12 protein-coding genes are annotated in these 12,507 nt (G+C 66.0%); 6 read left to right on the top strand and 6 right to left on the bottom strand.

Features of this window, described 5'->3' with window-relative positions; all coding sequences use genetic code 11:
* Positions 1 to 43: 43 nt before the first annotated feature.
* Positions 44 to 1,285: a phosphotransferase gene (locus ABZS43_RS28410; protein WP_355039037.1), complete on the bottom strand. Its 1,242-nt coding sequence runs from the start codon at positions 1,283 to 1,285 to the stop codon at positions 44 to 46.
* Positions 1,286 to 1,316: 31 nt separating this feature from the next.
* Positions 1,317 to 1,817, bottom strand: coding sequence for a hypothetical protein (locus ABZS43_RS28405; RefSeq protein ID WP_355039036.1), 501 nt, complete (start codon positions 1,815 to 1,817; stop codon positions 1,317 to 1,319).
* A 325-nt stretch (positions 1,818 to 2,142) separates the two neighbouring features.
* Here ABZS43_RS28405 and ABZS43_RS28400 point away from each other — a divergent pair, with 325 nt between their 5' ends.
* From ABZS43_RS28400 to ABZS43_RS28390, 3 genes are all read left to right on the top strand, one after another.
* Positions 2,143 to 2,754 carry a TetR/AcrR family transcriptional regulator gene (locus tag ABZS43_RS28400; protein ID WP_355039035.1) on the top strand — a complete coding sequence of 204 codons (612 nt, stop codon included), beginning with the start codon at positions 2,143 to 2,145 and terminating at the stop codon, positions 2,752 to 2,754.
* A gap of 49 nt (positions 2,755 to 2,803) precedes the next feature.
* Positions 2,804 to 4,339 (top strand): AMP-binding protein, encoded by a 1,536-nt coding sequence (locus tag ABZS43_RS28395; protein WP_355039034.1) that lies wholly within the window; start codon positions 2,804 to 2,806, stop codon positions 4,337 to 4,339.
* A gap of 76 nt (positions 4,340 to 4,415) precedes the next feature.
* Positions 4,416 to 5,675, top strand: coding sequence for an acetyl-CoA C-acetyltransferase (locus ABZS43_RS28390; RefSeq protein ID WP_355039033.1), 1,260 nt, complete (start codon positions 4,416 to 4,418; stop codon positions 5,673 to 5,675).
* A gap of 63 nt (positions 5,676 to 5,738) precedes the next feature.
* On the opposite strand, the gene ABZS43_RS28385 is transcribed toward ABZS43_RS28390, so the two are convergent.
* Together ABZS43_RS28385 and ABZS43_RS28380 are read right to left on the bottom strand one after the other, a co-directional pair.
* A complete protein-coding gene (locus ABZS43_RS28385) occupies positions 5,739 to 6,197 on the bottom strand; it encodes a MaoC family dehydratase (protein ID WP_355039032.1) in 459 nt (152 codons plus the stop codon).
* 27 nt (positions 6,198 to 6,224) lie between these two features.
* Positions 6,225 to 7,433 carry an amidohydrolase family protein gene (locus ABZS43_RS28380; RefSeq protein ID WP_355039031.1) on the bottom strand — a complete coding sequence of 403 codons (1,209 nt, stop codon included), beginning with the start codon at positions 7,431 to 7,433 and terminating at the stop codon, positions 6,225 to 6,227.
* Between the two features lie 143 nt (positions 7,434 to 7,576).
* Here ABZS43_RS28380 and ABZS43_RS28375 point away from each other — a divergent pair, with 143 nt between their 5' ends.
* A complete protein-coding gene (locus tag ABZS43_RS28375) occupies positions 7,577 to 8,344 on the top strand; it encodes an SDR family oxidoreductase (RefSeq protein ID WP_355039030.1) in 768 nt (255 codons plus the stop codon).
* Between the two features lie 67 nt (positions 8,345 to 8,411).
* On the opposite strand, the gene ABZS43_RS28370 is transcribed toward ABZS43_RS28375, so the two are convergent.
* Both ABZS43_RS28370 and ABZS43_RS28365 read right to left on the bottom strand, forming a co-directional pair.
* A complete protein-coding gene (locus ABZS43_RS28370; protein WP_355039029.1) occupies positions 8,412 to 9,185 on the bottom strand; it encodes an SDR family NAD(P)-dependent oxidoreductase in 774 nt (257 codons plus the stop codon).
* Between the two features lie 46 nt (positions 9,186 to 9,231).
* The gene (locus ABZS43_RS28365) at positions 9,232 to 10,005 is read right to left on the bottom strand and encodes a crotonase/enoyl-CoA hydratase family protein (protein ID WP_355039028.1); all 774 of its coding nucleotides are present in this window, start codon (positions 10,003 to 10,005) and stop codon (positions 9,232 to 9,234) included.
* A 105-nt stretch (positions 10,006 to 10,110) separates the two neighbouring features.
* On the opposite strand from ABZS43_RS28365, the gene ABZS43_RS28360 reads away from it, so the two are divergent.
* Entirely contained in the window at positions 10,111 to 11,004 is an 894-nt protein-coding gene (locus ABZS43_RS28360; protein ID WP_355039027.1) for an enoyl-CoA hydratase, read from the top strand.
* 8 nt (positions 11,005 to 11,012) lie between these two features.
* Positions 11,013 to 12,497, top strand: a complete 1,485-nt coding sequence (locus ABZS43_RS28355; protein ID WP_355039041.1) for an AMP-binding protein — start codon at positions 11,013 to 11,015, stop codon at positions 12,495 to 12,497.
* Positions 12,498 to 12,507 lie beyond the last annotated feature (10 nt).

The raw sequence follows: 12,507 nt of genomic DNA, 5'->3' as shown, positions 1-12,507 counted from the left end.
CGTGCCCGACCGGTCGGGCACGTCATCGGATCGGCAGAAGTTGTCACGGAGTCGTCGTAGCCAACGCCTCGAACGCCCCGAGGTCGACGATGGCGTTCGCGGCACGCTCGATGATGGCCAGTGAGTATGCATCGGGCTGATACTTCGGCTGATATGTGGCGCGTCCGATGGTGAACACCCAGGCGATATAGGGGTAGAAGGCGTGCCGTCGATACTCCAACCAGGCTGCGTCGAAGTCCAGCTTCTCGCCGCCGGCTTCGGCCAGCCGGTCGAGATAGAAAGCGATCAGTTCTTCACCCCAATCACGCCTGTTTTCGACCGACAGGGCTGTGTTCAAGGTGTAAGCAACGTCGAACACCCATCGGCCGCGCTGTACCACCTGCCAGTCGGCGAGCCCAATCCGTCCGTCGGCAGTGCGGTAGATCTGCCCGGCGTGCGGGTCCCCGTGCAGCAGGGTCGGTGTCAGCGCGCGGTCGTTGCTCAGCGATCGTAATGTCGCATCGAATATCTCACTCGCTCGACCATGCAGTGCTTCCGGGATCACCTGGATGGCGCGCTTCTCCCCCACCACAGACCGTGAACGTAGGCCGACGAGGCGATCCGGCCAGCTGACGACGTCGAGCGAATCGCGGAGACCGTGAGTGCGCAGATCTTCGGAGTCCCAGAACCGTCCGTGCATGGCGGCGAGGTTCGAGAGCAGGTCTTCGACGTGCGGACGGGACAGCGGCTCGATGGGTGACAGGAAGGTGACACCCTTCGAAGCGGAGATGTCTTCCATCAGTGTGATCGACCGCCAGGAACGATCGTCCCAGACGCCGTGGTACCCGTTCGGCGCCTCGATGTCCAGCCTCGGCCGGAACGTGGTGTAGAAGGTCGGTTCGCCGTTGAGCACCTTCGAGAAGCCCAGGAGGAGCCGCTGGCGAAAACCGTGCGTGGTCTTGGCGAAGATGTCGGTCGGCAGGTTCGCGTGTCGGCCCACGTCGTTGTAGGAGACGCGGATGCCGAAACGGTGAGCTGTGCCGCTGCTGACATCGAAAGTCTCGAAATCCTCGACCTCGGCGCCGGCGGTTCCGGCGCACAGGGCTGCGGTCAGCCAGTCGCGGGTTACCTCGGTACGGCCGGTCGGGGTCGCGGTGGCGCTACGAGCCAGGCAACCCCGCACCCGATCGGCGATGTAGGAGCTGCCGACGGTGACGACTCGGCGGACCAGGTATCGGACAGAGGGTTCGACCGGCTCGCGGCCGCCACCGATTCCGTCTGTCCGGGCCTCCTTGGATGAATTCATCAGCCGAGAATATCGCAGAATAATCTAACTATTACAGGAATTGGTGATCGGTGGGCGACCGATAGCGAGTAGGGGTGATCGACCGGTCTCCAGCGGGGTTTCGCCGGTCGGTGGGAAGGAGTTTCAGCGCTGCGATCGGGGTGTCGAGGTAGCGGGCGCGGACCCTTTTCTGCTGGTCGAGGATCAGGGTGGCGGTGTACTCGGTGATAGGCAGGCGTCGGCCGGGCCGGTTGGCTTTGAAGTTGTCGTAGATCAACACGGGCAGGCCGTCGCTGTCGCGGGCGAGACAGTCGAAGCTCAGGCAGCAGATCTCCTCGGGACGCCGCCCGGTATCGATGGCCAACTCGACCGCGGTGCGTATCTCCGCTGAAGTGAGCAGGTGCAGGTTCGCGCAGAGCTGGGACATGATTTCGGCAGGCAGGTCCCGGTTCAGTTCCGCGGGTTCGGGTTCGAGCGGGATGTCAGCGATGTCGATGGCGAAATCCTCACCCAGGCGGCCGGCGGCCGGACCGCCCGGCAGGGTGAGTCCCATGGCGCGGATGCGGACCAGGACCGCACGAACCTCGCGGTAGGCGCGGATGCGTGGCCTTGCTGCTGTCCCGCACGGCGGGCACCCGGCGCATGATCGAGCGCAGGCCGCCCCTTAATTACGGGTACCATGATTACCGTAATTAAGAGGGCAGCGGAATTCAACACCACGAGCGCGCCCGCGACGAAGGCGTCGATCCCGACCTTCGCGCACGTCCGAGACGGAACCCAACCCACCTCCACCGATCGAACAGCGCCCTCTCCACTGTTCACGCACCAGGGTTTATGTAGTAGAATCATCTAAAGAATTAAGAAGCAGAGGTGCGAATTTGCAGACATCCGTCAGCACATGCGATCACCCGGCGCCGAGTCGTGATCAAGAGACCCGGCACATCCTCGCCTCCGCGTGGTGGGTTCTCGAACGATCCCGGTTCCGCTCCCTGAAGGTTCGCCAGGTCCTGGCCGCCTCCAGCACCTCCGCCAGCAACTTCTACCGCCGCTTTCCCAGCAAAGCCCATCTGCTCCTGGCGCTCTTGGAGGACGAAGTCCAGCTGGTCGAGAGCCAGCTGCGCAGCCGGATCGATCCGGACGCGCCCGTCGCCGTGCAGCTCGAGGTCTGGCTGCGCTACAACATCGGCATCCTCTTCAACCAGAACCGGGTCCAGCGCACCCGGTTGTTCCTGGACCAGGACCTGACCGAACTGCTTCCGGACCAGGTCGCCGCGCTGTGCCGCATCGGCGACAGACACCTCGCGGAGATCATCCGGCGCGGCACCTCTCGCGGTGAACTCGCCGACAGCGATCCCCACGAGGCGGCCATGCTCGTCGGCAATCTGGTGCGCGGACTGATCACCAGCGGGAGCAGCGCGACAACTTCCGATGAGAACGATCTGGTGGCCCAAGTGCTCAATTTCATCCTACGAGCACTCGGACCCGCGTAGCTCGAACCCCGAATCGGCCATTTCGACCAAATCAGTTGAGGAGAACAGTGTGACCCCCACCACGTTGGGCAGCATTTCACGCGAGCATCGGCGCAGCTACCCCACCGGTATCGCCGTCGTCGACGACCAGTACCGCCTGACCTGGCCCGAATTCGACGACCGGATCAACCGTGCTGCGCACGCGTTGCAGTCCGTGGGAGTCGGTGCGGGCGATCGGGTGCTCTGGTTGGGTCAGACGTCGTTCCGCGTGTTCGAATTGCTCGGCGCCTGCGCCAAGCTCGGTGCGATGGTGTGCCCGGCGAACTGGCGGCAGTCCGGCGAGGAGTTCGCCTTCGTGATCGACGACTTCGATCCGAAAGTCGTTGTGTGGCAAGAAGAGGAGATCGGGGACGCGGTGCGGGCAGCACGCAAGCTGACGCAACGGGATCCGGTCTGGTGGCAGCACGACACCGAGGGCGAGGGCAGCTACGAGGGCTCGCTCGCCGCGCAAGGCACCGACGACCCGTGGGGTCCGGTGGACGTCACTCTGCCGCTGCTGGTGATCTACACCGCCGCGATCGGGGGTAAACCGAACGGTTCCCTGCTCACGCATCGAAACCTGCTGGCCATGGCGCACGAGTCGTCCTATCTGACCCGCTCCACTTCCGACTCGGTGTTCCTCAATTCCGGGCCGCTGTTCCACATCGGCAACTTCCAATGGGACGCGCTGGCCGTCTACGTGCAGGGTGGCACCAATGTCTTCGTCCGCCGGGTCGAGGCCGAGACAGTCCTGGAGATCATCACCCGCGAAGGCGTGACGTCGGCCTTCCTCATGCCCCCGACAATTACGCAGATCACGCAACTGTACGACCCCGCCGAGCACGACGTGTCGAAGCTGCGCGGTGGAGCGTTCACTCCCCTGTGGAACGGTCTGCTGGCCGAGGACACCACCCTGTGGGGGTCGGTGCCCGGCGGCTTCGGGCAGACCGAGGTCAGCGGCCTGGCGGTCGTCAACGGCCACGGCGGGCGCGGCATCGGGAACGCGGGCCGCCCCTCGCCGCTGGTCCAGGTGCGCATCGTGGACGCCGACGGCAAGGAACAGCCTGTCGGTGAATCCGGTGAGATCGTGATCGCGGGCGATGTCGTCCACGCGGGCTACTGGAATCGCCCGGACATCAACGCGTCGCGCATGCGCGAAGGGTGGTGGCACACCACCGATCTCGGCCGCCGTGAGCCGGACGGCACCATCCACTTCCTCGGCACCATGACGCGGATGATCAAGTCGGCCGCGGAGAACATCTACCCGGTCGAGGTCGAGACCTGCCTCGAACAGCATCCCGCGGTCCGCGAAGCCGCGCTGATAGGTGTTCCGGATCCGCAGTTCACCCAGTCGGTGAAGGCGGTCGTTTCGCTGGTCGACGGCGCCGAGGTGACCGCGGACGATCTGATCGAGCACTGCCGCCAGCTGATCGCGTCCTACAAGAAGCCGCGCACCGTGGAGTTCGTGAGCGAGATTCCCAAACGAGGCGGCGCCAAGGACTACGACGCCCTGGATGCCCAGTTCGGTGGCGGCGGATATCCGGGCGGGGACAACGTCCGCGCCTGACCCCCCAGCGGCGCCGGCTCCGTCCAACGGGCCGGCGCCGTTCTGTATGTCAACGATAAAGAAAAGGAGCCATCCAATGGCGGAAGCGGTGATCGTCGCTGCGGCGCGCACCCCGATCGGCCGGGCGTACAAGGGCCGGACCAAGGACCTACGACCGGACGACCTCGCCGCACGTGCCGTGCGTGCGGCGCTGGACCAGGTGCCTGGCCTCGATCCGGCCGATATCAAGGATCTGCTGCTCGGATGTGGCGCTCCGGGCGGCGAGCAGGGGTTCAACATGGGCCGCGTCGTCTCGGTACTGCTCGGTCTCGACACCGTGCCCGGGACCACCGTCACCCGCTACTGCGCCTCCAGCGTGCAGACCACACGTATGGCGTTCCACGCGGTCAAGGCCGACGAGGGCGAGGTCTTCGTCTCGGCGGGTGTCGAGGCGATCAGCCGCGGCACCCGCGGTCACGCCGACACCCCGCCGGTCGCCGAGGGCGCCGATCCACGTGACCGGACCACCAACCCGTGGACCAATCCGCGTTTCCGGGATGCCCAGGGCAGGACCGTGACGCGGGCGGCCGGTGCCGCGCCGACCTGGACGGACCCGCGCGAGCAGTCACAACTCCCCGACGTCTATCTCGGCATGGGACAGACCGCCGAGAACGTCGCCCAGCTCCACAAGGTGTCCCGGCAGGAGCAGGACGAGTTCGCGGCGCGCTCCCAGCAGCTCTACGAGAACGCCGCCCGCAGCGGATTCTGGGCACGGGAAATCACGCCGATCGAGCTGCCGGACGGCACCGTCCTCGACGCCGACGAAAGCCCGCGCCCGGGAACCACACTCGACGCCCTGGCCGGTCTGCGTCCGGTGTTCCGGCCCGATGGCACCGTGACCGCGGGTAACGCATGCCCGCTGAACGACGGCGCCGCCGCCCTGGTCATCATGTCCGACAGGGCCGCCCGCGATCGAGGGCTCACTCCCCTGGCCCGGATCGTAGCCACCGGCGTCTCGGCCTTGTCTCCCGAGATCATGGGCCTCGGGCCGATCGGCGCGACCAGGGACGCGCTGGCCAATGCCGGACTCGCCATCGGCGACATCGATCTGTTCGAGATCAACGAGGCCTTCGCCGCACAGGTCATCCCTTCCTACCAGGAGCTCGGGATCCCGCTGGACCGGCTGAACGTCAACGGCGGGGCGATCGCGCTCGGCCATCCGTTCGGCATGACCGGAGCCCGGATCACCACCACTTTGATCAACTCGCTGCGCACCCACGACAAGCAGTTCGGGTTGGAGACCATGTGTGTCGGTGGCGGTCAGGGCATGGCGCTGATCCTGGAGCGCCTCAGCTGACACGCCGGTGGCCGGCCCCGAAATCGGGCCCGGCCACCGTGACGTCGGTTCGGCTTCCGCCGATCAGAACACCACCCGGCTGACCGCTTCCGCGATCATCGCCGGTTTGGGAGCGTTCTCGATCTCCACGGTGTGCCGGACGACCAGCTGCAGCGCTCCCCCGCTGACCTCGGTGGCCTCGATCAGCTCCGCGGTGGAGCGGACGCGCGCACCGACCGGGACGGCGCTGGGGAACCGCACCTTGTTGGACCCGTAGTTCAGGCCCATCTTGGCGTTCTCGACACGATAGATCTGATTGCCGAGCACTGGCAGCAGCGACAGGGTCAGATAGCCGTGCGCGATCGGGCCGCCGTAGGGGCTCTCCCGCCGCGCGCGCTCGACATCGACGTGGATCCACTGCTTGTCACCGGTCGCCTCGGCGAACAGATCGACCATCTGCTGGGTGACCTCGATCCAGTCGCTGGTACCCAGCGTTGTCCCCACGGCCGCCAGCACCTGAGCCTTATCGGCGAAGACCTGCATGAACTCCTCTTTCACGGTAGGACGCGGTCAGTTACCCAGGAACAGTTCCATGCCGTTGTCGCGGATGAACCGCTTGCGGTTCTCGTCCCCGAGCCCCTCCACGCGCGCATAGAAGTCGGCCGGTTCACGCAAGCCCTCCGCATGCGGCCAGTCCGAGCCCATGACCAGCGCTTCGATTCCGCCGAGTTTGTCGGCGAGGGCGATCGTGTCGTCCTCCGGATACGGCACGACCCGGACATGCTTCTTGAAGATCGTGCTCGGCCGTTCGCTGAGCTGACCACCCAGCCACCGGCCGTTGCGAGCCATACCGCGACTCTTGTCCATATGCCGGATGAAGTGCGGAACCCACTCCGCGCCGAACTCGCTGACCAGCACCTTGACATTCGGGAACCGGCCGAAGACGTCGTCGAAGATCAGCGCCGACAAGGTGTCGGTGATCGGGCGCTCGCCGTAGGTGTTCTGCCACTGCCAGGCGGAGAACTGGAACGGCGGCACCAGATTCCACCCCCAGTGGGAGGCCACGTTGGCCTGGTAATGGAACTCCGAGATATGGTACGAGACAACCGCTTTGGCCTCATTGATCCGGGCCCAGAAAGGGTCGAAGTACGGATCGCCTGGCGAGCGGCCGTAGGCCGGACCCGCGGGCAGCAGGATGAACCGCGCACCCGCGGCCAGTACCCGGTCCAGTTCGGCGCAGGCACGGTCCAGGTCACGCATCGACAGCATCGCCGGGGCGTAGATGGTGTCCTTGTAGGCGAAGCCCCAATCCTCGTCGATCCAGCGATTGAACGACTCGAGGTTGTCGTAGAGCGGATCGACACCGTCGAGATAGGCCTCGGCCAGCAGGCCCCAGCCGCCCGGGTACATGATCGCCTTCTCGATCTGCTGCTCGCGCAGCTGGACCAGCCGCTTGTCCCTGTCCAGGTATTCGGCCTGGATCGGCTCGTAGAAGCGATCGGCGTCGGTCGCGTTGCCGGAAGCGCGCTGCTTGAGCATCTCCACCAGCGAGCCGGGAACATAGGCCTGCTCCAGATCGGCTTCCAGCGCGGTAACGATGCGGTCGTTTGCCAGCAGGACCTTGCGGCCGTAGCCCGGGGCTTCGATCGGGCGAACAGCGGTGTGCAGCTTGTCCTTCGGCATGAAGCGGGTGAACGCGTCCTGCGCTTCGTAGGAATGCTGGTCGAAGTCCGTCATCAGGTACGGCAGTGTGCCGACGGTGTTTTCGATCAATGCCATCTCGGAGTCTCCTTCTCACGCTGACGGGCAGAAGTGCGGGCTATGACGCGAAGAGCGCGCATTGCTAGAGTCAGACTACCAACATGATAGAAACTATTGCAATGATAGATCATCACGATATTCGTGACAGGAGGAAGTACCAGATGACCGAAGAATTCAAGGGACGCGTGGCCTTGGTGACCGCGGCGGCCGGCATGGGTATCGGCCGTGGCATCGCGCACCGCCTCGCCGAGGGCGGCGCCACCGTGGTCCTCACCGACATCCACGAAGGGCGACTCCTGCAGGCGGCCGACGAGATCAGCGAGGCGACCGGATCCCGGGTACACCCGCAACTGCTCGACGCGGGCGATCGAGACCGGATCGTCGCGGTCACCGACTGGGTCCGCGAGGAACTCGGGCCACTGTCGATCCTGGTCAACAATGCCGCGGTCAACATCATGGCCCCGATATTCGACTACGATCCCGCCGACTGGGACCGTGTACTCGCGGTCAACCTCAGCGGACCGTGGATGCTCTCGCGGCAGGCGATGGTCCAGATGCGCGACGCGGGCACCGGTGGTGTGATCCTGAACGTGTCGACCTACGCTCCCGATGTGGGCGGGCTCGGGATCGAGGCACCCTACGCGGTCTCCAAGGGCGGCCTGAATGTGCTCACCCGCAGTTGCGCGCACGAGGGCGGGAAGTACGGCATCCGAGTCAACACGCTCTCGATGGGCATGGTGACCGGCACCCGGTTCACCGACATGCTGCACGCGGACATGCGCACCGAGGAGACCGGCAAGGCGCCGCTGGGGCGACTCGCCCATGTCACCGATATCGTCGAGGCCGCCGCGTTCCTGATCTCCGACCGGTCGGCAGCGACCACCGGCGAGACGCTGAATATCGCCGCAGGCCTGCACATGAGGTACTGACCCCAGCACATCGCCATCGGCGGCCGTCCCCCTCGCGCGAAAGGTACGGCCGCCGTTCGGCATTCGTTCAGCGCGGACCGAACCGCTGTGCGCCGTCCAGTCGCACCACCTCACCGTTGATATAGCCGTTGAGGAGCAGATGCTCGGTGAGAGCGGCGAATTCCGCCGGGGCGCCGAGCCGCTTGGGGAACGGAATGTTGGCGGCGAACTTGGCCAGTGCCTCCTCGCCGACAGACTCCATCATCGCGGTGTGCATCGTGCCCGGCGCGACCGTGTTCACCCGGATTCCCACCGCGCTCAGATCCCGGGCAGCCGCGAGGGTAAGCCCGACGACGCCCGCCTTCGCCGCGGCGTACGAGCTCTGGCCGATCTGCCCCTCGAAGGCCGCGATCGAGGCCGTCATCACGACCGACCCCCGTTCACCGTCGGCATTCGGCTCGTTCGCCGCCATCCGGGCCGCGGCGAGCCTGAGCATGTTGTAGGTACCGACCAGGTACAGATCGAGCGTCTTGACGAAACCGTCCAGGGACGCGGGCGTGCCATCGCGCTGCACCACGCGCTCGGCCACGCCCCAACCACCGTGCGAGATCACCAGATGACGCAGGACACCGAGCTCCGCGGCGGCATCCAGGGTCGCGGTGACCGATTCCTCGGAAGTCACGTCGGTCCGGACGTAGGTCGCGCCCGCTCCGAGCGAATCGACCAGTGCCCCGGCGCGCTCGTCGGCGAGGTCGGCGACCACGACCGCGGTACCCGCCTTGTGCAACCGGCGTACGACGGCCTCGCCGAGACCTCCCGCACCGCCGGTCACCACGGCCACATCGGCTGTCGGACTACTCATTCCATCTCCGTTCACTGTCGTTCGATCGCGTCGGCGCGACACAGGCTCACTTGCCCGTCCACACCGGCTCGCGTTTCTGCGCGAAGGCCTCCGCGCCTTCGCGCGCGTCCTGGGATGCGAAGACCGGTTCGAACACGGCCCGCTGCTGGTCGAACGCCTGGTCGTCGGGCCAGCTGCTCGACTCCACGACGATCCGTTTCGTCGCCGCCACCGCGAGCGGTCCGTTGCGGCAGATCCGCGTCGCCAGTTCCACCGCGCTCTCCAGTGCGGAGCCCGGCTCGACCAGCCGGTTGATCAGCCCGTGCCGGTAGCCGAACTCCGCGGAGAAGTTCTCCCCGGTCAGTGCCAGCTCGAGCGCCACCTGATACGGCATGCGGCGGGGCAGCCGCAGCAGACCGCCACCGCCCGCCACCAATCCGCGCTTGACCTCCGGAAGTCCGAAGACCGCGGTGCGCGATGCGACGATCAGGTCGGTGGCCAGGGCCAGCTCGGTACCACCGGCCAGGGCGTAGCCTTCGACCGCGGCGATCACCGGCTTGCGCGGCGGCGCTTCGGTGAAACCGAGTCCCCGGCCCTCGACCTCGATCGCCTCCCCGGCGAGATATGCCTTGAGATCCATCCCCGCACAGAAGTTCTCACCGGCGCCGGTCAGCACGCCGACCGACAGCTCGGCACTGTTGTCGAGACGATCCATCGCCGCCGCCAGCCCGTGGCTGACCGCGGCGTCGATGGCATTGCGCGCGGCCGGCCGGTTGATCGTCATCACAAGGATGCGATCGCGCTGTTCGACGAGGACCGCGGGGGGAGATTGGTCGGGCACGACACGGACCTTCCTGAAGGTGGCGAGACGATTCTGGCCATCGGTATAGTATAACTATATACCTGATTACCCCTTTGGGAATCCAGCGACCGCGATCGAGGAGCCATGCCGGAATACGTCGACTACGAAACTCTCGATGATGGAGCGATCGCCCGGATCACCCTGAACCGGCCCGAGTACCACAACGCGCAGAACCGCGGCATGCTGGTCGACCTCGATGCGGCGTTCAACCGCGCCGAGGCCGATGACACCGTACGGGTGATCATCCTGGCCGCGGCGGGTCGCAGCTTCTCCGCCGGTCACGACATGGGCTCGGCGATCGCCGCCGAAGAGATCGAACCGGGCCCCGGTCAGCACCCGACCATGCGCATCCACGGCGGCACCCACGTCGGTGTCGTGGAGCAGCGGATGCGCCAGGAGTGGCACTACTACTTCGAGAACAACCTGCGCTGGCGAAACCTCCGCAAGATCACGATCGCCCAGGTGCACGGCAACGTCATCTCCGCGGGGCTGATGCTCATGTGGGCGTGCGACCTCATCGTGGCCGCCGACGATACGACCTTCGCCGATGTCGTGGGCACCAGGCTCGGCATGGGGAGCGTCGAGTACGTCGCCCATCCGTGGGAGTTCGGGCCGCGCAAGGCCAAGGAACTGCTGTTGACCGGCGACTCCATCGATGCGGAGGAAGGCTACCGGCTCGGCATGGTGAACAAGATCTTCTCCCGTGACGAACTGGCCGAGCGGACAGTGGAATTCGCCCGCCGGATCGCTGCGCGGCCGACCATCACCAGCCTGGTGGTCAAGGACCTGATCAACGATGCGGTGGACCACATGGGGTTCACCAACTCGCTCAAGCACAGTTTCACGCTGCACCAACTCAACCACGCACACTGGTCCGCGCTGCACGACGACAAGTTCCCGGCGGGTAAGCCGGGCTCGGACGTGGAGGACTGGCGTACCGCGGGCAAGCCGCGCCCCAGCCGCAAGGACCAGCCGTGACCGACAACCTGTTTCCGGCGGAATGGGCGGATCGGCCGGCACTGATCGTCGAGCCGGCCGGAACCGTGCTGACCTTCGCGGAATTGGAGACCCGGTCCAACACCGTCGCCCAGTTGCTGCGCAGGCGCGGCCTCGGCCCGGGCGCCACGATCGCACTGCTCATGGAGAACCGTGCGGAGTTCCTGGTCATCGCCTGGGCAGCACAGCGGGCCGGCCTGTACTACGTAGCCGTCAACACCCATCTGACGGCAGCCGAGGCCGAGTACATTCTGCGCGACAGTGGCGCCACGGCAGTCTTCGCCTCCCCCGCCCTGGTGGCGGTGGACACCACCGGTATCGATCACCGGTTCGTCCTCGAAGACGCGGCGGTCCCGGGCTGGGAAAGCCTCGACAGGTGCCTCGTCGGCCTGCCCGCGTTCCCGGTACCCGACCAGAGCGAGGGCGACTTCCTGCTGTATTCCTCGGGGACGACAGGCCGCCCCAAAGGGATTCAGCGCCCGCTGCCCGGCGGCCCCCTGGGTAGCTATCCCGACGCCCCAGGGCGCTGGCTGCGCGAGCTACTCGGATTCCAGACGGGCGATGTGTATCTGAATCCCGCGCCGCTCTACCACGCCGCGCCCCTGGGATGGAGCATGGGCGTCCACCGATCCGGTGGAACGGTCGTGATACTGCAACGATTCGAGGCCGAACTCGCGCTCGCCTGCATCGAGCGTCACCGTGTCACTCACTCCCAATGGGTGCCGACCATGTTCGTTCGTATGCAGAAGCTGGCTCCCGAAATTCGCGAGCGATACGACGTCTCGACGCAGCGAGTAGCGATACATGCCGCAGCGCCCTGCCCGGTCGAGGTCAAACGCGCCATGATCGAATGGTGGGGTCCAATCCTGTTCGAATTCTATTCCAGCACAGAAGGAATGGGCGCGACCGCGATCTTCTCCGATGAATGGCTGCGCAAGCCCGGCTCGGTCGGCAAGCCGCTACTGGGCAGGCCCGTCATTCTGGACGAGCTCGGAAACGAGGTCCCGACTGGGGAAATCGGCACCATCTGGTTCCAGGGCGGCACACCTTTCCGGTATCGCGGCGACCCGGGCCACACCGCGGCGGCGGTCGACGAAGCGGGCCGATCCACGGTCGGCGATCTCGGTTCCCTGGACGAGGACGGCTATCTCTATCTCGCCGACCGCCGTACCGACCTCGTCATCAGTGGCGGTGTCAACATCTATCCGCGCGAGATCGAGGACGTCTTGATCATGCATCCCGGCGTCCTGGACGTCGCCGTGATCGGGCTGCCCGACCCCGATCTGGGTAAGCGCGCCGTGGCGGTGGTTCAGCCGACCGAGCTCGGCAGCGTCGGTACCGCCGAGCTGCTCGAGCACTGCCGTAACCATCTGGCCACCTATAAGATCCCGCGCGAGATCCGTCTCGTCGAACAGCTCCCCCGCACCCCGACCGGCAAGCTGCGCAAACACCTGCTCATCGATGAGATGCGCTGAGCCGACTGTT

Source organism: Nocardia sp. NPDC005366, assembly GCF_040606855.1.
Taxonomy (GTDB): domain Bacteria; phylum Actinomycetota; class Actinomycetes; order Mycobacteriales; family Mycobacteriaceae; genus Nocardia.
This window is presented reverse-complemented; position numbering and strand designations above follow the sequence as displayed.